The sequence below is a fragment of the Oceanobacillus sojae genome, assembly GCF_007991515.1.
Taxonomy (GTDB): domain Bacteria; phylum Bacillota; class Bacilli; order Bacillales; family Amphibacillaceae; genus Oceanobacillus; species Oceanobacillus sojae.
Genome location: NZ_BJYM01000012.1, coordinates 63521 through 88495, shown reverse-complemented (window position 1 = coordinate 88495; position 24975 = coordinate 63521). Strand labels below are relative to the sequence as shown.

The 24975-nt window shown below is 36.6% G+C and carries 26 protein-coding genes; 18 read left to right on the top strand and 8 right to left on the bottom strand.

All coding sequences use genetic code 11. The features are described 5' to 3' along the window. Positions 1-105: 105 nt before the first annotated feature. Positions 106-702, top strand: coding sequence for a TetR/AcrR family transcriptional regulator (locus OSO01_RS14555; protein ID WP_186813670.1), 597 nt, complete (start codon positions 106-108; stop codon positions 700-702). Between the two features lie 77 nt (positions 703-779). Here OSO01_RS14555 and mqo read toward each other — a convergent pair whose 3' ends face one another. The 3 genes from mqo to OSO01_RS14540 form a co-directional block, all read right to left on the bottom strand. After that, complete coding sequence (mqo, locus tag OSO01_RS14550; protein ID WP_147211283.1) at positions 780-2285, bottom strand: malate dehydrogenase (quinone); 1506 nt, start codon at positions 2283-2285, stop codon at positions 780-782. Positions 2286-2573: 288 nt separating this feature from the next. Next, on the bottom strand, positions 2574-3434 hold the full coding sequence (locus tag OSO01_RS14545; protein ID WP_246145174.1) for a dimethylarginine dimethylaminohydrolase family protein: 861 nt from the start codon (positions 3432-3434) through the stop codon (positions 2574-2576). A gap of 445 nt (positions 3435-3879) precedes the next feature. Further along, a complete protein-coding gene (locus OSO01_RS14540) occupies positions 3880-4071 on the bottom strand; it encodes a hypothetical protein (RefSeq protein ID WP_147211162.1) in 192 nt (63 codons plus the stop codon). Between the two features lie 277 nt (positions 4072-4348). On the opposite strand from OSO01_RS14540, the gene OSO01_RS14535 reads away from it, so the two are divergent. The 9 genes from OSO01_RS14535 (at position 4349) to OSO01_RS14495 (ending at position 11321) form a co-directional block, all read left to right on the top strand. Beyond that, the gene (locus OSO01_RS14535) at positions 4349-5161 is read left to right on the top strand and encodes a DUF368 domain-containing protein (protein WP_147211161.1); all 813 of its coding nucleotides are present in this window, start codon (positions 4349-4351) and stop codon (positions 5159-5161) included. A gap of 22 nt (positions 5162-5183) precedes the next feature. After that, positions 5184-5504 (top strand): thioredoxin family protein, encoded by a 321-nt coding sequence (locus tag OSO01_RS14530; RefSeq protein ID WP_147211160.1) that lies wholly within the window; start codon positions 5184-5186, stop codon positions 5502-5504. Between the two features lie 166 nt (positions 5505-5670). Further along, on the top strand, positions 5671-6360 hold the full coding sequence (locus OSO01_RS14525) for a response regulator transcription factor (RefSeq protein ID WP_147211159.1): 690 nt from the start codon (positions 5671-5673) through the stop codon (positions 6358-6360). After that, entirely contained in the window at positions 6357-7715 is a 1359-nt protein-coding gene (locus tag OSO01_RS14520) for a sensor histidine kinase (protein WP_147211158.1), read from the top strand. The genes OSO01_RS14525 and OSO01_RS14520 overlap by 4 nt, the downstream gene beginning before the upstream one ends. 161 nt (positions 7716-7876) lie before the next feature. Continuing rightward, positions 7877-8494 carry a PepSY domain-containing protein gene (locus tag OSO01_RS14515; RefSeq protein ID WP_147211157.1) on the top strand — a complete coding sequence of 206 codons (618 nt, stop codon included), beginning with the start codon at positions 7877-7879 and terminating at the stop codon, positions 8492-8494. A 363-nt stretch (positions 8495-8857) separates the two neighbouring features. Further along, positions 8858-9466 (top strand): PepSY domain-containing protein, encoded by a 609-nt coding sequence (locus OSO01_RS14510; RefSeq protein ID WP_147211156.1) that lies wholly within the window; start codon positions 8858-8860, stop codon positions 9464-9466. Positions 9467-9668: 202 nt separating this feature from the next. Beyond that, positions 9669-9953: a glutaredoxin family protein gene (locus tag OSO01_RS14505; RefSeq protein ID WP_147211155.1), complete on the top strand. Its 285-nt coding sequence runs from the start codon at positions 9669-9671 to the stop codon at positions 9951-9953. Between the two features lie 79 nt (positions 9954-10032). Continuing rightward, positions 10033-10368: a YppG family protein gene (locus OSO01_RS14500; protein ID WP_246145173.1), complete on the top strand. Its 336-nt coding sequence runs from the start codon at positions 10033-10035 to the stop codon at positions 10366-10368. 257 nt (positions 10369-10625) lie between these two features. Beyond that, positions 10626-11321 (top strand): alpha/beta hydrolase, encoded by a 696-nt coding sequence (locus tag OSO01_RS14495; RefSeq protein ID WP_147211153.1) that lies wholly within the window; start codon positions 10626-10628, stop codon positions 11319-11321. A 123-nt stretch (positions 11322-11444) separates the two neighbouring features. On the opposite strand, the gene OSO01_RS14490 is transcribed toward OSO01_RS14495, so the two are convergent. Further along, positions 11445-12299, bottom strand: coding sequence for a DegV family protein (locus tag OSO01_RS14490; RefSeq protein WP_147211152.1), 855 nt, complete (start codon positions 12297-12299; stop codon positions 11445-11447). A 23-nt stretch (positions 12300-12322) separates the two neighbouring features. Then, a complete protein-coding gene (locus OSO01_RS14485; RefSeq protein WP_147211151.1) occupies positions 12323-13234 on the bottom strand; it encodes a DMT family transporter in 912 nt (303 codons plus the stop codon). Between the two features lie 834 nt (positions 13235-14068). Between OSO01_RS14485 and cshA the strand changes: the two genes are divergently transcribed. After that, a complete protein-coding gene (gene cshA / locus OSO01_RS14480) occupies positions 14069-15538 on the top strand; it encodes a degradosome RNA helicase CshA (protein ID WP_147211150.1) in 1470 nt (489 codons plus the stop codon). A 73-nt stretch (positions 15539-15611) separates the two neighbouring features. Here the strand turns inward: cshA and nagB are convergent, their stop codons facing one another. From nagB to OSO01_RS14465, 3 genes are all read right to left on the bottom strand, one after another. Continuing rightward, on the bottom strand, positions 15612-16343 hold the full coding sequence (gene nagB, locus OSO01_RS14475) for a glucosamine-6-phosphate deaminase (protein ID WP_147211149.1): 732 nt from the start codon (positions 16341-16343) through the stop codon (positions 15612-15614). Between the two features lie 424 nt (positions 16344-16767). Then, positions 16768-17526 (bottom strand): prepilin peptidase, encoded by a 759-nt coding sequence (locus tag OSO01_RS14470; RefSeq protein WP_147211148.1) that lies wholly within the window; start codon positions 17524-17526, stop codon positions 16768-16770. A gap of 154 nt (positions 17527-17680) precedes the next feature. Further along, positions 17681-18466 carry a rhomboid family intramembrane serine protease gene (locus tag OSO01_RS14465; RefSeq protein WP_147211147.1) on the bottom strand — a complete coding sequence of 262 codons (786 nt, stop codon included), beginning with the start codon at positions 18464-18466 and terminating at the stop codon, positions 17681-17683. A gap of 130 nt (positions 18467-18596) precedes the next feature. On the opposite strand from OSO01_RS14465, the gene acpS reads away from it, so the two are divergent. From acpS to rsbRA, 7 genes are all read left to right on the top strand, one after another. Further along, positions 18597-18953, top strand: a complete 357-nt coding sequence (gene acpS / locus OSO01_RS14460; protein WP_147211146.1) for a holo-ACP synthase — start codon at positions 18597-18599, stop codon at positions 18951-18953. Between the two features lie 85 nt (positions 18954-19038). Then, on the top strand, positions 19039-20553 hold the full coding sequence (locus OSO01_RS14455; protein WP_147211145.1) for an NAD(P)H-hydrate dehydratase: 1515 nt from the start codon (positions 19039-19041) through the stop codon (positions 20551-20553). 66 nt (positions 20554-20619) lie between these two features. Then, complete coding sequence (locus OSO01_RS14450) at positions 20620-21657, top strand: LolA family protein (RefSeq protein WP_147211144.1); 1038 nt, start codon at positions 20620-20622, stop codon at positions 21655-21657. 606 nt (positions 21658-22263) lie between these two features. Then, positions 22264-22527, top strand: a complete 264-nt coding sequence (locus OSO01_RS14445) for a CopG family ribbon-helix-helix protein (protein WP_371863303.1) — start codon at positions 22264-22266, stop codon at positions 22525-22527. Between the two features lie 5 nt (positions 22528-22532). Then, positions 22533-22895: a type II toxin-antitoxin system PemK/MazF family toxin gene (locus OSO01_RS14440; RefSeq protein ID WP_042532419.1), complete on the top strand. Its 363-nt coding sequence runs from the start codon at positions 22533-22535 to the stop codon at positions 22893-22895. Between the two features lie 219 nt (positions 22896-23114). Next, entirely contained in the window at positions 23115-23816 is a 702-nt protein-coding gene (locus OSO01_RS14435; protein WP_147211143.1) for an HAD family hydrolase, read from the top strand. Positions 23817-24105: 289 nt separating this feature from the next. Then, entirely contained in the window at positions 24106-24975 is an 870-nt protein-coding gene (gene rsbRA / locus OSO01_RS14430) for an RsbT co-antagonist protein RsbRA (protein ID WP_147211142.1), read from the top strand.

The following is a 24975-nucleotide window of genomic DNA, read 5'->3' as shown; positions in this document are numbered from 1 at the left end:
GTCGCAATTTATTTTTTATGTTCAACTTTTCCTAAAAGTATGGTATCATAAATATAAATGAATGACAATCAGTCAGTTTTAATTTTTTTAAAAGGTGGCGTCGAAATGGCTAAAACGGCGAATAAAAAAGAACTTATTCTGGAAAGTGCTTATGATATTTTTAAAGAAAAAGGCCTGGAGGATACTCGTGTATCTCAGATTGTTAAGAATGCAGGAATTGCTCAAGGTACTTTCTATCTATACTATAATAGTAAAATGGATGTCCTTCCTGATCTAGCCCAGCAAATCATTTCTAATTATACACAATACCTTACAGAGCATGGAGATGTAAAGGCGGGGTTGGATATTAATTTACGATTAGCTATAGATCGTATTTTTGAAGTGAATCAAGAGGATAGAACGATTCCTTCTATTGTTTATGCAGGTATTACAAGAAGCGGAGATGTAGATAAATGGAAGGTTATCTATCGTCCTTTATACGATCTCATTGCTGACTATCTTGAAGCTGCGAAAGAAAATGGGGAGATTCGGGAAGATATCAATTCCAGCTATTACAGTGAATTTGTTATTTCGTTAATTGAATCTACAGCAAGAGGCTTAATTTTATTCCAGCATACTTCAGAGGAAGTGGAAAAATATAAAGAAGAATTATCATCCTTTATATTAAATGCTGTATCCTGGGCGCCGGTGAAAGTAGTTTGAAAGAAAAGACTTCGATTCTATGAGATTAGAATCGAAGTCTTTTTAATAATTATTGAAATATATAGGTGATTGAATTATCAGCTTAATAATACTTCCTTTTCCGCTTCCAACTGAAGTATCTTATTTATTTTCTTATTTAAATCAGCAAATAAGTCAGGATGCTCTGATAAAGAAATACCATAGGATGGAATCATTTCTTTAATTTTCGGCTCCCATTTTTTAAAGTGATGCGGGAAGCAGCGCTGCAGAACATCAAGCATTACATCAACAGAAACAGAAGCACCAGGTGAGGCTCCAAGTAAAGCTGCGATGGATCCGTCTTCTGCAGTAATTACCTCCGTACCGAATTGAAGCGTTCCTTTTCCGCTTGTTTCTGTATCTTTAATGACCTGTACACGCTGGCCGGCTACAATAATATCCCATTCTCCCTGTTTAGCATTAGGGATGAACTCACGCAAATCCTCCATACGTTTTTCATCAGAGAGGAGTACTTGCTGAATAAGATATTTTGTAAGTGCCATCTCTTTTGCTCCAGCTGCAAGCATAGTTGTTACATTGTTAGGCTTAATTGATCCAAACAAATCAAAGTTTGAGCCGGTTTTTAAAAACTTAGGAGAAAAGCCTGCGAAAGGTCCAAATAATAAGGAACGCTTGCCGTTGATAAATCGTGTATCTAAATGGGGCACTGACATTGGCGGAGCTCCAACCTTAGCTTTGCCATAAACCTTAGCGTGATGCTGCTCTGCAACCTCCGGATTATTACAAACCATAAATAATCCGCTCACCGGGAAGCCGCCAATATGCTTCGATTCCGGAATATTTGTTTTTTGCAATAATGGAAGGCTGCCGCCGCCTGCTCCAATAAATACAAATTTTGCTTTGTGATAAGAAACTTTCCCATTGAATAGATTTTTAACCTTTACTTTCCACAAATTATCCTTTGTGCGTCCGATGGATTCTACTTCATGTTTAAAGTAAAGCCGTGTACCCTGTTCTTCTAATTGATTAAACAGCTTACGTGTCAGGCTTCCAAAGTTAATATCTGTCCCCGACTCAATTTTTGAAGCAGCGATAGGTTCACTTTTACTGCGGCCCTCCATCATAAGAGGAATCCATTCTTTTAAGGTTTCTTCATTATCCGTTATTTCCATACCCTCAAATAACGGGTTTTCTACAAGGGCTTCCACACGTTTCTTTAGAAATTCCACATCTTTTTCACCTTCTACAAAGCTTAAATGTGGCACGTTTTGGATGAAATCACTTGGGTTATCTAAAATACCCTGCTTAACCAGATAAGACCAGTATTGCTTTGATAATTGGAACTGTTCATTTATTTTTACTGCTTTTGTAATATCGAGTGACCCGTCTGCCTGTTCAGGTGTATAGTTCATCTCGCATAGAGCGGAATGACCCGTCCCGGCATTATTCCATGCATCAGAACTTTCCTGTGCTGTCTGGCCAAGCTTTTCAAAAACATTAATCTGCCATTCAGGCTGTAGTGTTTTTAATAAGGAACCAATCGTGGCACTCATGATTCCACCGCCGATTAAAATGACATCTGTTTGATTCGTATCTTTCCTCATCATTGTCACAAACCTTCCTAATCTAAAATTCTTGTATGTATACTCTTACAAAATAGAATTCTCTAAAAATAATACTTCAGTTATCATTGAATAAATATTTACCCACATTAACTCATTATACTCCTTTTTGATAAAAGAAAAAAGATGTTTGAAGTAATCGAATGGTTATAAGTATAAGAGGAGGGTTAAAAAGCTGCTGTCTCTGCGTGTGTATATTGTGTTTATTTAAAGAGAGCCGGACCTGAATTATCTATCTTGCATCAGGTCCGGCTCTCTTTAAGTAATTTTCTATGAGTGTTTCCGATAAAGAGGGAGTGTACAGCATCTGAAGGATCCACCAGATTTGATAATTTCAGAGAAAGGAACTTCTATAATGTGGTAACCAAGCTTTTTCAATTTATTATTAACCCGTTTATTTTCAGGAAGGCTAATCACTTTTTTGTCACCAATAGATAGTATGTTGGGCGCCATGCTGAATTGCTCCTCTTTCGTTACTTCAACCAATGTATATTGTTCTGTTAATATCTGGTAGGCACTCTCGCTCATTCCATCTGGGTAAATCAGCGCGTGTTTATCTTCCAGAATATTAAATACACAATCCAAATGAAGAATATCTGCCCGTAATGGAACAGCTGTAATCTGTAGATGAGGAAACTGCTCACGGAGATAGTCAATAGCTGTTTGCTTTGTACGTTGACTTAAACCGACCCAAATCTGATTGTTATCAATAATCACATCTCCGCCTTCTATACTTGTGTTTATAAAAGAAGTATAGTCTAATTGCTCTTCATACAGCCAATTTTTAAGAAGTTTTGATTCCTCCTTACGAATATCCCGATCCATGTTAGCTGCGAATAATCTATCATGGAGTGTAAAACCAATATCTCTTGTAAAGACTTGCTCATTTAAGTCAGGCTTTGTTGGGAGGGGGATCACTTCTGCCCCGTGATTCTCCAATGTTTCTATAAAAAATTGATGCTGCTTCGTTGCTCTTTTTATATTAATATTTTCTTTTGCATAATAGGATTGTGTTTCATTAATAACTGTAGTGATTTTCATATAATCTGGTGGAGCAACAATTACTTGCTGTAATGGGTCATATTCATTTTGACAGTGAATCGTATATTTTTCTTTCATATCTTTTATCATGTGTACTTTGAACCCCCAATTCTGCTTTAGGAAACTCTCTCCGTTAATTCATTATATTTATTATTTTAACATGATGCAACGGTCTTGATGGGGCGAGTAATCGCAGTACCAACGCATTTCATGGGGCGAGTAATCGCAGCCCCCAACGATTTTGATAGGCGGGTAACCAACCCCGGTCTTCCGAAAAGACTCCTTGAAATAAAGTCTTACTTTATTATTACGCACTTTTTAAAATAAATCCATTTATCTTACAGTATGATGGGAGTGCCAGATGTACAGATAGGCAGAGAGATAATATACTTAAATGATAAAAACTTGTATGCTTTGCTTAAACGAAATTTAATGTACTTGGGATGGATAGCTGGTTAGCAGCTTAGCAGGACTGGAATAAACTAGTGGACATGGAAAAATCTCCTCGCCGGCAAAATGGGTAGCGGGGAGATTTTTATATTTCTTTCTTTTTCTTTTTAGAAGCTTTTTCATTTGGGATGTACTTCGAATAGTGTACTGCAAAAATAAGACAAACCAATGCGAGTCCCCACGCAAGAATACCGCTCCAATAGATTTGTAATTTAGCCCCAATGTAGATAATAAGGATACTTACTGCAAATAGGATTACTGTTAAATAGCGTTTCATGCTTCTGCCCCCTAAAAAATCGAACACAGTAATACATATGATAATATATGATGATTATTTCGTATTATTTCTTTTCAAGTTTTAATATATACAAATATTATAAAGGATTTGTCAACTATCGTCATGATAGAAGCATCCTGATAATTAAATGTTTCAACGAAAATGTTTGCTTCATTACAAAATTAATCAATAAGAAAGCTTTTCTAAAGTATATTTTTCTAATTACTTTTGATAAAATGATTTGGTAGTAACGAAAGATGAAGGAGAAAAAGAATATATGGAGTGGAAAAATTTTTATCGTGGTTTTATTATGGGATCGATTGAGGTTGTTCCTGGCATAAGTGGTGGAACAATTGCTGTGCTATTAGGAATTTATGAACAGTTAATTGGAGCTATAGGCGGTTTCTTTAGTAAAGATTGGAAAAAACACCTTGTCTTTTTAGCCCCTTTAGGAATAGGTATGGTTATAGCTATATTTTCATTTGCTAAAGTAATTGGCTGGCTTTTTGAAAATTATCCGATTCAGACACAATTTTTCTTTTTAGGGTTAGTAATCGGGGTCATCCCTTACCTGTATCAAAAGGCAGAAGGAAAAACAAAATTTCAAACAAAGCATTATCTTATGCTAATCGTTGGAGTTATTATTGTGAGTGCTTTGGGAATTTTAAACCCGAGTGAAGGACAGGTTATTCAGGATATTGATACAAGCACATATATTTTATTATTTGTCGCAGGTTTTATCGGCAGCAGTGTAATGATTATCCCTGGTATCAGCGGATCAATGATGATGTTACTATTGGGGGTCTATCCAACCATTATTGCTGCAATTAACCATTTTCAATTCTCCATTATTATTGTAACAGGATTAGGGATTGCACTTGGATTTATTATTATGAGTAAAGTTATTGCATACTTTTTAAGGAATTATTTCACCATAACCTATGCTATTATTATCGGATTTGTTATCGGTGCAATCACTGTTGTCTTTCCAGGGATCCCAGTGGGGGCAGGAAATATTATCGTATCCGTACTTTTATTTATAGGCGGATTGATTGCAGCCTTGGCACTAGGAAGATTAGAATATAAATAAAACAAGGATTGGAGAGATAACGATGCAGTCAATTAATACAGAAGCAGAATTTCAAGAAATTATTCAAAGTGAGAAACCCGTAATTATTAAATTCTTTGCAGATTGGTGTCCGGATTGCAAGCGGATGGATATGTTTATCGGGGAAGTAATGGAAGAATTTGAGAACTATGATTGGTATGAAGTAAATAGTGATGAAGTTTCTGGTTTAGCTGAGAAATACGAAGTAATGGGTATTCCAAGTATTCTTCTATTTCAAAACGGTGAGAAAATAGCACATCAGCATAGTGCGTATACCAAAACACCAGATTCTGTTATAGAATTTTTAAAACAACAATTAGGCTAAGCGATTCATACATTGAAATAAACTGTCTCCAAAAGATATTGAACGAATATGCAGTTCTGCTTTATTATGAAGTAGAACTATTTACAAAGGTAATTGTTCAAGCAGCTATTGGAGACAGTTTTTTTGTACAATCATTTATTAACTGGGAGAGAAGGGGGCATGACCAATGTCAGAACGAATCCTAATTGTTGAGGATGAACAAAAAATCAGCCGTGTTTTGCAATTAGAATTAGATTATGAAGGCTACGAAACCACCGTTGCATCAAATGGCAAACAAGCTTTGGAATATTTAGAATCCCAAGAGTGGGGACTTGTTTTATTAGATATTATGATACCTGAATTAAGCGGCTTAGAAGTATTAAGAAGAGTCCGGAGGCAGGGGAATGAAACGCCTGTTATTTTATTGACTGCCCGCGATGAAGTATATGATAAAGTGAATGGTCTCGATCTTGGGGCAAATGACTATATTACGAAGCCTTTTCAAATTGAAGAATTATTGGCCCGTATTCGAGCTAATTTACGAAAAAAAGTCCAGGTTGGACCGGGTAACGAGACATTGCAGATGGGGGATTTACAAGTAGACACAGCAGCACACGAAGTTACCCGTTCAGGAAATATTATTGATTTAACCCCGAGAGAGTATGATTTATTAGTATGTTTATTAGAAAATAAAAATAGAGTACTTACACGTGAACAATTAATTGAAAAGGTCTGGGGCTTTGATTACTTTGGTGAAACGAATGTGGTGGATGTATATATCCGTTACTTGCGCCAAAAGATAGATAAAGGATATGATAAGGCGTTCATTCAAACAATCCGTGGAGTAGGCTACTCTATTAAGGAAGGAAACCAATGACGTTACGTAAAAAGATTATCTTATTTACTTCTGTTTTTATGTTTTTAGTGATTGTTATTTCACATACTGCGATTTATTTTCTCTTTTACCGATCAGCTTCTGATGGAGAGATTGACCAACTTCATATACAGGCTGACGCCTTAGTACAAGCCATTGCAGAAAATAACTCCTTATCGGAAGAAGAAATGGGGGATCTATTAAAAGCTTACCTGCCAGCGAACGGAATCATTCGAATTATAAATGAAACAGGAAACGATGTTCTGCCCGTGCAAGTAAGATCACAGCGTTATGCGGACTTGAGAATAAACTATACAACAACAGAAACAAGCCGTATTGTTCAAGATGATACTGAAAGTCATTTTGCAATTATTGAAAAACCAATTATTTGGAAAAATGGAGACATTGTTACTGTTCAAATAGCGAATGAATTGGTCTATTTAGATGAAACAATAGGATCATTAACATACGTTCTTCTCTTTTCTAGTGCTGTGCTATTGATTCCAACAGTTATAGCAAGTATTGTCCTGAGCCGCTTTTTATTAACGCCTATCCAAAAATTAAAGGATACGATGCGCCGGAATATTCATAATAAAAATTGGCAGAAGATAGACGTTGAAAAACGTTCCCGAGACGAAATTTATGAAATGGAAATCACATTTAATGAAATGATAGATTCATTAAAAGAAAACTTTGAGAAGCAGGAAGCCTTTGTATCCAATGCTTCCCATGAACTGAAAACACCTATTCAGATTATAAAAAGCTACGCACAGCTCATTGAACGTCAGGGGAAGAGCCGGCCTGAATTACTGGATGAATCTGTAGGGGCAATTGATTCAGAAGCTGATCGGATGCAAAAGCTTGTAGAGCAGCTGCTTTTATTAGCAAAGCATAAGAACGAGAATAAGAAGCAGGAAGTAAATATACGAGAGATAGTAGAGCAAGTTATTCAGACCATTCAAAATGCCTATCCCGAGCGGAGAATTCAGCTTGATGCAGAGAAAGGAAATTATAAAATTCATGGAAATCTAGATCAATTAAAGCAAATCCCATATATATTAATTGAAAATGCTTTGAAATATAGTGAAACTGACGTTCTTGTATCAATGTATTCGGATGCAGGGAAGAGCTTCATTCAATTTAAAGACTTTGGAGAAGGTATTGCATCTGAAGAGCAGGAGAAGATTTTTGACCGTTTTTATCGCGTTGACCGGGCGAGAAATAGAGAAACAGGCGGAACTGGTCTGGGACTGGCTATTGCTAAAGAAATTATTGAAACACATAGCGGGAAAATTACCGTGGAAAGTGATGTCGGGAAGGGCTCAACGTTTACTTGGGAGCTGGGAGAAAAACATTAATAATAAATACAAAGAAGGTTTTTCTGCAAATTTTTGGGAAATATCACGTTTCAATAAGCTTATTAAGTAAAGAAATACTGGTCATTCTCATCAAATTCTAATCTAATTGCCATGCTTTCATAAAAAATGCCGTTTATACTGTAGGAAAGGGGTGATATGACGTGCGTAAGAAAATGATATGGATGATTGGTACGCTGGTTGCTCTAATTATCGTTGGTTTAACTGTATATCAGACAAATGCTACAACCTCCAGTCCGGATCTTAATTCGGAAGAGATTATCGAGCTTGTTAATATCCAATATCCTGGTCAGCACTCGGAACCGGAACTGAGTGTTGAAAACGGGGAGCCGGTATATCAAATGGAAGTCACACAGGATCAGGGCGTGTATTCCTTAAAGCTGAATGGAGATACCGGACAGGTGATTGACTTAAAAGCTGTAGAAAAAACAGCAACTAATAATAAAGAAGACGATACAGAAAAACAAGAGAATACTGCTGAGGAAAATCCAGAAGCTGATGATTCAGAGTCTGACGAAGGAAAAACGGAGAATAAATCTAATAAACAAACGACAGAAAATGATGCGATGCTAACACATGAAGAAGCTAAGGAAATTGCTCTCAAGGAATTTCCGGGTAAAGTAACAGATCTGGAATTGGATTCGGATGACGGGGTTTATATTTATGAAATTGAAATTGTTAATGGAGAAGATGAGGCATCGATTGAGATTAATGCATATACAGGGAATGTAGTAATGATAGAAATTGATATAGATGATTAATAAATATACTTTTGAAAAGTCTGGATGAATTCAAAATTCTGCGCTTAGAATTTAAATTCATCCAGATTTTTTATTAGCTGTCAGCAATAATATCAAGAAAAGAGTAAAAGCCTGCAGACAACGATAATTGAATTGATAAATGCTTTCATGTAATTCCTGATAATCAGCCTGGGACAACTGTTATTATAATGGTGAAATTCACATTTGGCAGGAATAAAACTATATTTAAAACGGTAAAAAGCTCAGGCCCTCCATTAGAATTTCCTGATCATACATTTCTCATGAAATTCTAATCTTGCTCAAATGGTGTTGTCATTATTACCGGGTAAGATGTAATTAATAAGAAATAAGGAGGAAAAATAAATGAATAAAAAAATTGGAATAATTGCTGGTGCGATTGTATTAGCAGGAGTTGTCGGTACAGGAATTTACCATACAGAAGCATCAAGCTCGAAAGAAGGGGAGCTGCAAATTGCTGCAGTAGAAAACGTAACAATTGAAGATGCAACTAAAAAGTTAGAAGAAGCATATCAAGGAACGGTTAAAGAAATAGAGTTGGATAAAGAAGGAAATAAGTTATATTATGAAGCAGAAGTTATCGTTGATAAACAAGAATATGATGTGGTAATGGATGCTGAATCAGGAGAAGTTGTCTACGAAGAAATTGACGACAATTATAGAAATAATGATGACAGAGATGACGATGATAGAAATTGGGAAGCTGGACAGCAGGAAACAAATGGAGAAAATAACAATAAAGATAATAAGAGTAATCTGATAGCACAGGAGAAAGCCATTGAGATTGCGAAGCAGGAATTTGATGGAGAAGTCGTACAAATTGAATTAGATTTTGATGATGGCAGATATGTTTATGAATTGGAGCTTGTTAATGGACAGCAGGAAGCTGATATTGATGTCCATGGAGAAACTGGAGACATTCTTTCTTTAGAAATAGATTATGAAAATGACTGATAATAGCTATAAAAACACCAAAGTTCACCACTTTGGTGTTTTTTCTATGGAGCTAGGAAAAGGAGAGCCGGAATCCTTTGGAATACCCAGAAAATGGATTGTCTTTTCAGGCGAAAAAATGTGCTGAGTAAGTTTTATACATAAAAAAATAGGGTAACTAAAAATAAGTGAATATAAAGTAGGAATCGGTAGGAGGATTTTTATGAAGAAGGTTACATTATTTGTCAGCGAAGGCAGCGAGGCATCTGATAGGGTAAAGGCATTTCTAGATAAAAATGATGTTACCTACGAATTAAAAAATGTGACGAAAAATAAAGATTATCTAAAAGAATTGCAGGAAATGAAGGTTTTTGGAACACCGACAATTTTTATCGATGGTAAGAAAATAGAAGGAAATCAGGAAAATAAAATTCTTTATGAATTAGGGTTAAAACAAAATTTAAGTGATGAAAATTTTTCTTTTGAGGATGTGTTTAAATATAGATAAATGGTTTGCACTTATAAGCCTTCTATTGCATAAAATGGCAGTAATCTTAAACTTAAAAAGGCAGAAGAAGGTGATAGATGTGCAACAACGACCATTAAATCAAAGGCATACTTTCCCCAACGGATTGAATAGAGATAATCCTTATATACCAGCTTCTTCAAATATAAACCAGCGAAATACGAGGCAAGAGTTTTCTCCATACGAATTATTTTCAAAGCCGGAATTACCCACACAATATTTGATGTCTCAACAGCAAAGTCAGTCACAGCAGAGCATAAACGGCGGAGGAGCAAATGAGAGCAATCCATTGAATTTTGACACAGTGATTAGCAAAGTTGGGCAAATAGCAAGTACTTACCATCAAGTTTCTCCCATTGTAAAGCAGTTTAGCACCTTTGTGAAAGGATTTATGTAGGTATATATCAACAAATTCAAGAGATGATAAGGTTATCCTCCTGAAATAGTTATCTTAGGAGGAAATTCCTTTAAGAAGATGTTCAAAAGTGGCCGAAGGATAAACGGAAATAAAATGATCTTCTACTAAAACCGCCAAGTCGTACGGACAGCGCAGAAGTCATTATAGCCGTTCATGCCTTCATATTCAGAGTCGAATACATGCCATTTTTTGAACATGCACTTTAAAGTGTAAATTACGAGAAGGAGTAGAAAATCATGATTGGATGTTTAATTATTCACGGGTACACTGGAGGGCCCTATGAAGTGGAGCCATTAGCAAATTATTTAAGAGACAACACGGATTGGCATATTGAGGTGCCAACCCTGCCGGGACATGGCACAGAGTTAAATTTGGAGGACGCTTCTTATGAGAGCTGGATTCAAGCAGCTGAAGAAGAGCTCCAAACACTAATCAAACAGTTTGAAACAATTTATGTTATCGGATTTTCTATGGGGGGGATGATTGCCTCTTATTTAGCAGCAAAGTATAAAATTGACAGGCTTGTGCTCCTGGCTACTTCAGGAAAATATCTATGTTTAAAGCAGCTTGGCCTGGATGCTGCTGCAGTAATTGGTGATGGACTGCGAGGTCATTTAAAAGAAAATCAGTTATTTAATCACTATAAGAAAAAAATGGGGGTTGTACCGTTAAAAGCACATTTTGAGTTTATGAAACTTGTCCGTTTTACACGAAAATATCTGGACAAAGTGCAATCGCCGGTATTAATTGCTCAGGGGCAACTTGATGGAATGGTGCCTTATAAAACAGCATACTATTTAGATAAGTTAATTCACTCTGAAAAAAAACAAGTTGTCTTTTTTGAAAGATCCAAACACTTAATTTGCCTGGGTACCGATAAAGACACATTAAACAATATGATTTATGGTTTTCTGACGGAAGCACCTGCATAAAAGAAAGGCCGGGACAAAAATCCCGGCCTTTCTTCAAGAATAAAAATATAAAACAGAGACTGGAGTGGACATCTTTTCAGTAAGGAAGTCACTGTATTAAATAACAAGTGATTTTCTCCTGTATTATTTTTTAAAGAATGAAATAACCAGGGCCCCTTCTCCGCCATATGTTGAAATGAGCGGACCGGATTCCTCTAAAATAACATCATAAAAAGCATATTTGCTGCGAATTTTTTCTAAAACATTCATAGCCCTTTCTTTATCCCGGCAATAGGTCATTGTAATGATTTTATTTTCAGTATCCTCTGCATACTCCCCAATTTGATCAATGAACCGCTGCAATGACTTCTTTTCCCCGCGTACTTTTTCAACGACATCAATAGCACCCTTATCTGTCGCTTTCATAAGCACTTTTATATTTAATGTTTTTGCAATTTTTCCTTTAATTTTCTCTAAACGTCCGCCTAAAACAAGATTATCTAAACTTTTTAATACAAATAAAGTAGTTGTCTGTTCAATGCGTTCTGTTAAATGACTGACAAGTTCGTTAAATTGGTACCCTTCCTTTATTTTTTTATTAGCTTCATGTATAAGCAGGCATATCCCGCAGGAAGCAGTTTTTGTATTAAGCACCTCAATAACACGATCAGGTTCTTCCTCTAATAACATGTTTTTTCCTGCTACTGCATTTGAATAAGTACTGCTTATTTCACTTGATATACTTAACATCAGAATTTTCTTCTCAGGTGAAATCTTTTTATACGCTTCATAGAAATCGGAAGGGCTGGGCGCTGCTGAACGCGGTACCTCTCCCAAATTCTTCACTTTCTGATGAAATAATTCGATATCCATCGTTTGTCCGCAAGTGTACTGACCATCACTAAAATGAAGGTACAAAGGAACAATTTCTACGTGAAGTTTGTTTTTTAAGAATACGGGTAAATCAGCAGAGCTGTCTGTCATTAATTGAATTGTCATTGCTTCACCTACTTTATGAGTATTTATTTATAATTCTTTGTTGAAATGGTAATCTTTTTTTTCCGTGAAGTGCTGAGGATAAACAGAAATAGTCCGATTACAATTATAGTCCCCCCAAGAAATTGGGCCCAGGTCGGTGCTTCATTTAAAATAAGAAAAGCAAGGATACCCGCTCCGACAGGTTCAAATACAATTGCCATAGAAATAGTAGACGTGCTTAACCATTTTAACGACCAGTTAAAAAGAGAATGCCCTAAAAAGGTTGGTATAATCGCCAAAGCGATAAAAATCCACCAATGGCTGGCCGGGTAAGAAAAGAAGTTTTCCTGCTGTATTATATTAAAAAGTGTTAAGGTAACCGCACTGATACTATAGACTATAAATGTGTAGGTAATCAGAGAAACATTTTTCCGCACATGCTGACCTGATAAAAAATAAGTAGTTACAGCAATCGCTCCGAGTAAAGCAAGCATGTCCCCGTATAGTACGTCTCCAGATAATTGAAAATCTCCAGAGCCTATAATCAATCCACCGAGTAAAACAATAAATATGCTGATGACAGCTCCGGATGAAAAACGTTCGCCAAAGATAAAGTATGTTCCGATAAAGGCCAGGATTGGCTGGAGTGATATAAGCACAACGCTGCTGGCAACAGAGGTATGATTTAATGATTCAAACCACAAAATAAAAAATAAAGCAAGAAAGACACCGGCAAGAATAGAGAGGCCCCAATTTTTAGTGGTAATACGTTTAAACTCATGCTTATAATGAAATAAAATAAAAGGCAATAAGAGTAAAGCAGCAAATAAAAGACGATAATTTGCTATGATGGAAGCAGATGCTTCTGAAGCAAGCCGGACGAAAATTGCTGATGTAGATATAGAAAAAACCCCAATAACAACTGCTGCTTTAGGGTTGAACGCGGACTGACGCATGGTGATAACTCCCTTTTCGCATTTTCATCATTATGTATTGTTCTTCTTGATAGAATTACTTGTTCAACGCGAAGAACTGTATGTGAGCGTATATTGTATTTGTAATAAACTTCATTGATAAAAAGAGCAGTCTCTATATAAAATGAAGCTGGAAATTCCTAGTGCACACGCATACATACCCAATTATATTTTATCATGTTACGAAAAAAAAATCATTTTAATCTGTGCACTGGATATCTGACTTATAAGTGTGGTATGATTAAGGGAGCATTTTTATAGAGGCCTCTTACCTTATTAAAATTGGTTATGCCTTTTTTGTACTTTAAACGTTGATAATGAATACGCACATGAAATACGTTATTCGTTTAATTGCTGATGTGGAGTGAAATATTCATTCAATCAGCAATTTTTAGGTAGTAAATCAGTAAATATGATAAAACGAAGCTTCATTCAGTGAAGGAATTAAATTTTTCTTCCACTGAAGATAAGTTGAGTGATTCAGGGAGACTTACCTCCTGTTTAAATTAAGAAGGAACACAAGTTGAGACTTTTACATTCTGGGAACAGGATTACTTGTCCCATCGAAAATATTTGTGATTACTCTGCCATTGAAGACACTTGTGTGACCAACAATCCTAATTGACTCGAGATGGAAACTTTATGGACAATTACCCATAATAAATTTATATAAAAGCAGAATGGTGTAAATAACTCTCTGCTTGTTTGTCCGGGTGACTCAGGAATTTTACTGGTTTGTATAATATGATGAAAAGTATGAGAAACTCTTTATAAGGCCTCTTTTGCAATAAAAAACAAAAAGGAGTCGACGATTACGTGACTAAATTTAATGAACTAGGTGTTTCTGCGCCAATAATGAAAGCTTTAGAAGAAATGGGGTTTGAAGAAGCAACTCCTATTCAGGCAGAGACTATTCCATATGCGCTAGAAGGAAATGATGTAATTGGACAAGCGCAAACTGGTACAGGGAAAACCGCTGCATTTGGTATTCCATTAATTAATAAAGTTAATCCCAAGCTGAGGAAGGTACAAGGCTTAATTGTTGCGCCTACGCGTGAGCTTGCTATTCAGGTAGCTGAAGAGATCAATCGTCTAGCTAAATTCAAACGTATACGGGCACTTGCAATCTTCGGAGGATCTCCAATGGACCGCCAGATTCGTGCATTAAAAGATGGCCCGCAAATTGTGGTTGCAACACCGGGACGTTTAATGGACCACATGCGCCGCAAAACAATTCGCATTGATGAAGTGCATACAGCAGTTCTTGATGAAGCAGATGAAATGCTTAATATGGGCTTTATTGATGATATCCGTGAAATTTTAAAAGGTATTCCTGAAGACAGACAAACATTGCTTTTCTCTGCGACCATGCCTAAAGAAATCCGCGATATTGCCACTACGCTTATGAGAGAACCAAAAGAAGTAAAAGTAAAAGCAAAAGAAATGACAGTGGAGAATATTGATCAGTATTTCATTGAAATTCCTGAGAAATTCAAGTTTGAAACGCTGAATAATCATTTGGATATTAATTCTCCTGAATTAGCTATCGTTTTTGCCAGAACAAAAAAACGTGTGGATGAAATTACAGAAGGGCTTCAAGCAAGAGGCTACCGTGCTGAAGGAATTCATGGAGATTTGACACAGGGTAAACGTATGTCTGTATTGAATAAATTTAAGCAGGGACGTGTAGATGTTCTTGTTGCTACAGACGTTGCAGCCCGCGGATTAGATATTTCCGGTGTAACACATGTGTACAACTTTGATATTCCTCAGGATCCCGAAAGCTATGTTCACCGTATCGGAAGAACTGGAAGAGCAGGAAAAACAGGGGAAGCTATTTCCTTTATTACACCAAGAGAAATGGCTCATCTAAGCTTGATTGAAAAAACAACAAAAAGTAAAATGAAGCGTTTGACCCCGCCTACAAATCAGGATGCACAACGCGGACAGCAACAAGTAACCATTGATAAAATGAAAAAGGCAATTGATCAAAAAGATTTGAAGCCTTACTTTGATGCTGCAAAGGAATTATTAGAGGATCATGATTCTGTTACAGTTGTTGCTGCTGCAATCAGCATGATGACAAAAGAAAGAAGAGATACACCTGTACGTATTTCTTCGGCAGCACCAATCAGCGTGAAAAAAGCTAAAAGCTCAAAAGATAATAACCGTCGTAATAATAACAAACGCTATTATGGAGGCCGTGGACAAGGCGGACGTAATCAAGGCGGCAGAAATCGCAAAGGGAAAGGTAATTTCCAGCGTAAAAGACGGGATGACCGTTAAGAATAAATAATAAAGACAATAAAAAAGCATTGGCCAGTGTATCATACACCAGCCAATGCTTTTTTATATTTTCTTATTGAGAAAGTTCAGCCAATGCCTCGCGGTCAGCAATAATCGTTACATTTGGATGTTTTTGTAAAATGGAAGCCGGAAAATCTTCCGTTACTGGGCCATTTACCAATTTTTCTAATGCTTCTGCTTTTTTTGATCCAGATACTAACAGAATAATTTGTTTGGTCTGCATAATAGAATCAATACCCATCGTGATAGCTTGTAATGGTACTTCATCAATGGAATCAAAGAAGCGGGCATTGGCATTTCGAGTCGACGCATCCAAGTCAACAATATGTGTTTGGATCGAGAAGGGTGTGCCTGGTTCATTAAATCCGATATGCCCATTTAAGCCGATTCCTAAGATTTGAATGTCAATACCGCCGGCTTGTTGAATGGAAGCTTCATATCGGCTGCATTCTTCCTGTAGATCCTCTGCATCCCCATTAGGCAGGTTAGCTTGGTTATCTTTTAAATCAATATGGTCAAATAGAAGCTTATGCATATAATAGTAATAGCTTTGATCATTGTCTTTGGAGAGCCCGACATACTCATCTAAATTGAAGGTTGTAACGTCCTTGAAGGAAACGTTGCCCTCTTTGTGCGCTTTAATAATTTCTTCATATAGCCCTTCTGGTGTTGAGCCAGTTGCCAGACCGAGCACACTGTCTGATTTACTGTTTATCTGTTCTATCAATTTTTTTGCAGCAAGCTCACTCATTTGCTGATAATTTTCTGCTTGGATAATATTCATTATTTTTTCCCCCTCGTCTTTAATGTTGAATAGAAAATATTATTTATCTTCATTGTACAGTTTGTTCAACGCTTCTGCCACTGCTTAGTTATACTCTTTGTTTTTTAATGTGTGTTACATTGCAAGTGCAGCTGCCTGCAGTAATGAAGTCGATAACATGGTTTTTATTAAGATTTTATAATTATCTAAAGATAATTTTAATCTTGTTATGTTTTATTCAATTTTATTATAGACATAAATAACGGTAATTGTACATATGTTTTTGTAAATTTGTAATAACAAATTTTACAAGGGTTTTTCTATTATAAAAAATATTAGATTTATCAGGAAGTAAGCTGGGATATTAATTGTTATATTTGTATTATTTGTTTTGCTTGGAATAAAATATATTTTATGAATCTGGCCAGAAGGTTTACTGATATTTCTATATGGTAAATAAATTCAAATACCACTGGATAATCACCTCTCCAAGAAAATAAGCAAGGATAGCTCCGAAAGCTATGAAAGGTCCAAAAGGGAAGGGTTTATTCCGTTGAATCAGTCCAAAATGTATTAAAATACTGCCGATTAATGCTCCAGAAAAACAAGCCAGCAAAAAGGCTGCAATGACATGAGACGGTCCTAATACAATGCCGAGTACAGCCAATAATTTCATATCTCCACCCCCTATCCCTTGTTTATTCCATAAGATTACAATAAAGATAATCAGGAATCCGGTAAGTCCTCCTGCCACAGAGTTCCACCAGGGATTCAAAGGTTCTATTATACGGAAGAGAATAAAAGCGGGAAGGTAAAAAGCAAGCAGTTTATTAGGAATTAACATATAACATAAATCAGTTATGATAATTATAATCAATAATGACATAAATAAAAGGGAAAGAAGCAGTTCTGGAAGAGAGGCTGCGTGCAGGTAACAGAGGACAAAAAGAAAGCCTGTAAAAACTTCTATCAGCGGATATAATGAGGAAATTTTATAGCGGCATTTCCGGCAGCGGCCTCTTAAAAGGATATAAGATAGAATGGGAATGTTATCATACCACGCAAGCTGACAGCTGCAGGAAGGACATTTAGAGCGCCCGTGAGTAAATGAGATTTTTTGTGGAAGCCGAATGCCTACGACCATAAAAAACGAACCAAAAATGATTCCAAACAGGAAAAAAATCAATGAAATGCAGATTTCCATAAGAAACCTCCTTTATTTAATTTGGGGGAATTACGAGGTGAGATTATTATAGCATAAAGGGTAGGTTTGTTTACATATGTTTCAAGTTTTCAATAAAATAAAAAAAGCTGAGCATGAGAAAATACCATGATCAGCTGAGTGTTTTAATGAAATCCTATAATATATTTGCCTGTCCTAATAACCATAAAACAGCGATAATACCTACAACTATCCATAGCATATTTTTTCGGATAACCTCTGGCATCTTTCGTTTTTTATTCCAACGGTCTGGATCAAACTGCGGTCCATTGTCGTCATCTGCATACTTTCTTTTCCTCGGTCGCGGACGTGCCCATGGAGAATAGCTTTTCACACCAGCGAGGAGAAGCGGAGCGTAGATAAAACCGCTGAATAAACCAAATAAATGTCCTAATATACTAATATTGCTTCTTAAAAATGTCATCACCAGTCCAATGGCTACGATCACTCCGACGATTTGAATGCTGGATTGATCGATTAAATCTTTGCGGAAAATAGACATATAAACGTAAATCCCAAATAAACCAAAAATTGCTCCGGATGCACCTAAATGTGCGTAGTTAGGTGATTCTATCAGGTAGATAATAACATTTGCTGTAACAGCCGTACCAAGATAAGCTAATATAAATTTGATTTTACCAAGCATCTGCTCGAGGGCAGGGCCAAACAATACAAGCGAAAAGGAATTAAACAGCATATGCATAGCTCCGGCATGAAGAAAAACAGGCGTAATCAGCCTCCACCATTCTCCGGCTGCAATAGCGGCATTAATCCCTATCCCGTAAAATCTTATTTCATTGCCAATTCGTAAATTTAAAAAGTCGATAATAAACCAAAATAATATATTGATCCCGACAATAATTGTTACAACGGGATATAATTGAAAAAATTCCTTTACGCTCCGTTCCGTTCTGATAAACATAGAGTGCCCCCTCATAGTCAAAGCTTTCAAAGTGAATAAGATATCCTATATAATATAATAAGAAATAATATAGATTATGACCATTAAAAAGGTGTTTTCATACATGGAATAACTTTTAGGAGCAGTGAAAATGATACTTGGAACAGGGATTGATATCATCGAATTAAAAAGGGTTAAACGGCTGCTGGAGAAAAATGACCGATTTTTAGAGCGAGTGTTAACAAAAGCAGAACAAGAAAAAGCAATGGGTTTAACTGCCCATCGTCGCGTGGAATATGTATCAGGTCGATTTGCTGCAAAAGAAGCCTTTGCAAAAGCAAATGGAACAGGGATAGGGAAAATAGGCTTTCAACAAATCGAAATTAAAAATAACCTCAATGGAGCACCTGAAATGCAGGTAGTGGGCATGGAGGATATACATATCCACTTGTCTATATCCCACAGCAGGGAGCACGCGGTTGCACAGGTTTTATTAGAGAAGAAATAAGCTCTTAAAGAAAATAAATACAAACAGGAAATGCATAAACGCATAGTTTGTCTCATATATTTTATTGCGGTAGGAGGGAACAAAATTGTATATTGTTACCGCGGAAGAAATGTACAGGGTTGACCGGGAAACAATTGGTACGATTGGACTTGATGCAAAAATACTCATGGAGAATGCAGGTAGAGAAGCAAGCAGGGAAATAGAGAAAAGGATATCCAAAGAAAATAAGATCGTTATTTTGATTGGCAGCGGAAATAATGGCGGAGATGGGTTTGTCATTGCCCGTGTACTTTTAGAAGCAGGTTATCCTGTCAAAACAATCCAGGTTGCACCAGATGAAAAAATAACAGGAGATGCAGCTTATCATAAGAAAATTTATCGTCAATTTGGCGGCCGGGTCGAGCAGTATCAAGAAAGTGTATCAGAAACTGCTTTAAAGGAAGCGGATGTTATTATTGATGCAATGCTTGGTATTGGTGTACGCGGTGAATTAAGAGGAGATATACTAACTGCAGTCAGACAAGTGAATGAAAAAAATGCTTATGTTATTTCCATTGATATACCGAGTGGTCTGCCAGCAGAGGAAGGCTCACCGGTTTTTCAAGCAGTCAAAGCAGATGCAACGATTATGATTGGTGCAGTAAAGCAATCAGCAGTCTGTCAGCATATGTCCTCTTATTTTGGAGAATGGATTATAGCTGATATCGGATTTCCTCAAAGTCTTTTTGAGAAGCAAACAAAAAGACGCTTGTGGACCACATCCAGTTTTCAGGAGTCTTTTCCAAAGCGGGAAGAGAATTCACATAAAGGAGATCATGGAAGAGGACTGATTATAGGTGGCAGCCAGTTTATGCCAGGATCTGTTTTAATGACGACGAGGGCAGCACTGAGGACTGGAGCAGGTTTATTAACGACTGCATCAGTAAAAGACGTTATTTCTATGATTGCTGGGAATAATCCGGAGGCTATGTATATCTCTACTACAGAAAAAAATGGCTATATTGCTGGAATCGACAATATTGACTTGTCCAGTTTTGACGCGATTGCTGTTGGAATAGGTATAGGCAGGAGGGAAGAAACCGGAAAAGAAATTCTTCCGGCATTGCTCAGGTATAAAGGGCCAATCGTTGTCGATGCTGACGGTCTTTACCATCTGAAATCGTATTTAACAGATTTTGGAGCAAGACAAGCTCCGCTTATTTTAACACCGCATCCTGGCGAACTTGCAGCATTGATGGATATATCTGTTTCTGATTTATTGTTGGAACCTTTCCGGTACAGCGCTGATTTTGCAAAGAAATTTAACTGCTATCTTGTGTTAAAAGGAAAGCATACGATTATTACTGACCCGGAAGGAAACCAGACAGTCGAATCGAGCGGGAATCCAGGACTTGCCAAAGGCGGCAGCGGGGATGTATTGACCGGAATGATTTTAGCTATGATTATGCAAAGTAAATCTTTTTTTGCAGGGATAAATAATGCTTGCTTCCTGCACGGAAAATCTGCAGACTTACTAGTCCAAGAAAAGCACTCGGAACAGGATTTGCTTGCGGGAGATGTTATTCAAGGTATTCCGAAAGCAATCCGTACATTTTCTTAAACACGGTGTGAATTTTTCATAAAACAAAATGTTCCCTCTGTTAATTGAGACAAGGGAGATATGCTAATGATAAAGAAACGTTTTTTCGGTGTCGTTTTACTATTAAGTGCATTGGGTCTGCTGCTTTCCGCATGTGGAGAAAAAACACAGGAAGATGTTGTGGAAAAATTGCAGAAGGCAGTTGCGGATTTAGACGGTTATAAAGCGACTGCGGATATGACGATGAATACAAGTGATCAAGAACAAACTTTTTTAATTGATATATGGTATCAGGCAGATGATCAATATCGAGTAAAGCTTGAAAATGAAGCGGAGCAGAACGAAAGTCAAGTAATCCTAAAAAATACAGATGGTGTCTTTGTGCTAACGCCGGCATTGGAGAAAAGCTTCAAATTCCAATCAGAATGGCCGGAAAATAGCAGTCAGCCGTATTTATTTCAATCACTTGTTAATGATGTTGTAAGTGATCCAGAGGCGCAATTTGAAACAACAGAAGACCATTATATTTTTAAGACAAAGACAAATTACCAAAGTAACAATAATTTACCAGCTCAAGAAATCTACTTTGATAAATCCAGCTATACTCCAGTGATGGTCAATGTTTTAAATCAAGATGGCGAACCGTTGGTTAATGTGACTTTTCATGGCTTTGATTTAGACGCAGCATTTGAAGAAGATGATTTTTCAATGGAGAAAAATATGGAAAAAGAAGCAGATGATGAAGCATCCGCCTCAGAAGAAGGTGAAGCAGTAGAAACAGCAGCTCAGGAAGTACGGACACTGTACCCGACATTTACAGCTGGAGCAGAGGTGGCGGAGAAGAAAGAGGTAGCTTTAGAGGATGGCGAGCGCATTATCACAACCTTTGAAGGAGAGAAAAACTTTACGCTTGTTCAGGAAATCAGAGAAACCGCACCGGCTAGTGCAGCTCCTGAAGAAGTGGATGGGGATATTGTAAATCTTGGTACTACAGTTGGAGCCTTGGAAGGTAACACATTAAAATGGACTTATCAAGGCGTTGATTATCAACTGGCAAGTACGGAGCTGACTAAAGAAGAAATGATTGAAGTAGCACAATCTGTTCAAGGACAAACAATAAAATGATACGGTTATATATTGGCAGGCTTCGTGTGAACGGGCCTGCTTTTGTTATATTACGGCTTCGTTAAAGCTGGCTTAAAATAAGTGTTTGAAAGTATTCATCAATGAAGAAATCTGCTGCTTGTCAATTGGCTCAATCTCGAACATTGTCTTATAGAGGTATGATTTTAACATATTGGCATATAATTAATAGACAGGTATTTATTTCGTTGAATAGATAAAACGAAGTATTATATCTGCACTATATTTATTTGAATTGTAAAATGATGCGTTTAATTTTAACAAAAACACAAATATTTTCCGTAATTAATCCTTGTAATTAGTATGGATTTTTCTGAAGCAGCTGCTGTAAAGCTTAAAGAAACATAAAATTATATGGTAAATAATGTTTTTTAGCGAAAGGGTAAAATATTATTTTTTTATACTTCAAATATTTTAAATACCACATAAATTAAGGTTTAAAACGACAAATTTACATGATTTTTTTACAAATTCGCCATAACCCCTTTGCAAAAGTAGGCTCACAATGCTATTATGATATTAAATTTAATAATGAACGTTAATTGTTGGCGGGGGTGCTTGATTTTGGCTGAAAATAAAGAAGAAATCATGGTGAAAATACCGAAAAATTTATTGAGTGAGGTGGATGGGTTAATGAAATATGAGAATAGCTCCGACTTAAGCGATTTTATTTGTGAAGCAACTCAAATTTATTTAAACCATAAAAAAGAAGAACACCTCCAGCGTTTTCATGAAACGATGCAACGTGGATATGAAGAAATGGCAAGAATTAATCTGACGATTGCTTCAGAGGCTTTTCAAGCTGAAGAGGAGGCTGAAATAACTCTAGAGCGCTCCGTGATCGGGGTGTAACACTTGTGATCGTTCAAAGAGGCGAGGTTTATTTTGCTGACTTATCCCCTGTGGTTGGTTCGGAACAGGGTGGTGTACGACCAGTTCTTATTCTCCAAAATGATATCGGTAACCGATTTAGTCCGACTGTTATTGTAGCGGCTATTACAGCTCAAATCCAAAAGGCTAAATTACCGACGCATGTTGAGATCGATGCAAAACGTTATGGGTTTGACCGGAATTCAGTCATTCTGTTAGAACAGATCCGCACATTAGATAAGCAGCGATTAACTGACAAAATTACAAAGCTCGATAAAGAAATGATGGAAAAAATCAATCAATCATTAGAAATAAGCCTTGGCTTAAGAGATGTGTACAGTAATAATTAATAATTTCATGATAAATAGATAAAAAAGACGGTTCTTTCACAGAGAACCGTCTTTTTTATTAATCCGAGAAAATGCAAAGCTCAGCATAAATTCATTTTTTAGGAATAGCCGGGCGCAGCTCTTAATTTAATTCTGAAAAAAGCTTAATCAGTTCCTGTATCAGTAAGTATTTTTCCTCCTTTGAAAAATATAGTAAAATGAAGAAGGAGGTCGATAATTGTGGATACGATTATTTTTGATATGGATGATACTTTGTATGACCAGTCAGCAACATTTAGAACCACATGTAAAAAAATGTTGAATGCATCCTTGGAGGATAGCGAGCTGGACAATCTTTATCTGCTTAGCCGTAAGTATAGTGATGAATTATTTGATGATCAGGTAGCAGGTAAAATAACGCTGGAGGAAATGCATATTCGCCGTATAAAAGATGCTTGTGCAGATACAGGTATAGAGATATCAGCAGAGCAGGCTCTAGAATTTCAGAATACCTATGTTCAGGAGCAGGGGAAAATCGAATTATTTGACGAAGCTGTCCAATTGCTGGATTATCTTACAGCAGGTAAAAAGCAGCTGGCTGTTTTAACAAATGGTGCAGAAGATCACCAGACCATGAAAATAAAGCAATTAAAGCTGAGCAGATGGATACCTGAGGATTATTTATTCATTTCAGGAGCGATTGGACATGCGAAACCTTCTGTAGAAGCATTTCATTTTATTGAAGATAAGCTTGATTTAACAAAATCGAAAACAGTTTATGTTGGAGATTCCTTTGCAAATGATGTTGTTGGAGCAAAGCAAGCCGGGTGGCAGGCTGTCTGGATGAATCATCGCAACAGACAAATGCCGGAAGCTGCTGCAAAACCAGATAAAATTGTCTATAGTGCAAAGGAATTGTTAGACTTTTTTCTGGAGTCTTAATAATGCAGTAAGAAAAGCGGGATATATATCTTTGCAGAACGCTTAAAATATGTTGTGAAAACTATAATGAAAGTTTTATATTCTTAATGCTGAGGTATATAAATTTACCAGCTATTTTGATAGAAGCATCTATAGCAAGTACATCAATGTTAGATATATTCCATATGTGTTACAATGGAGATGTTGTAAACCTTCTAAAACTATAGGTATATTTTTGTAGTAATTGCAGCAAATAATAGCAGTAATATAATGAAAATGTTAGAAAAAGAAAATATGGAGGGAACGAGTTATGGATGAAAATCTGAAAGAATTAATTATCAATAATAGTGATTCTATTGTTGATAATTGGATGAACGAGGTTGGAAGGATAAAGGCTGGAAATTATACGGCAAGTATATCTGATGAGCTTTATGAAAATACCAACCGTGAATTTGTAAATGTTATTTTCACAAGTATTCAAAATCAAGGATCCTCAAAGGTAGTAGAGGAGTTCTCAGAGAAAATTATTAACCTTGGCTGGCCTCTTAGTTACATCACAGATGGACTGCAGATTTTTCGTCGTGTAACCATTGATTTTTTACTTGCACAAGCAGATCAGGTTGATTCGAATCATTTTTCAAATGTCTTAACTAGTGTGGATGAGTGGATTGAGCCGTTAATCCGTCAGCTTGTTAATGAGTATTCAGGAAGCTGGGAAAATATCCTCTCTCTGCAGCGGGTAGCTCTGCAGGAACTATCAGCACCGTTAATTCCAGTTATGGAAAGAATAACGGTAATGCCGCTGATTGGTACTATTGACACAGATAGAGCTAAATTGATTATGGAAAATTTACTGGAGGGAACAATTAAGCATAACTCCGAAGTTGTATTAATTGATATTACCGGAGTTCCAGTGGTGGATACGATGGTCGCGCATCATATTATCCAGGCTGCAGAAGCGGTCAGACTGATTGGGTCAACATGTATCCTTGTAGGGATTCGTCCGGAAATTGCCCAAACCATTGTAAACATCGGTATTGATTTAAGTAAATTCCCAACAAGAAGCACATTGGAGAAGGGCTTTACAAAAGCACTTGAGATTACCGAGAGAGAAGTTGTTGATTTACATGTTAAAAATCAAGGGATTGAAGATATAATGCATTCACTTAAGGGGGAGTAG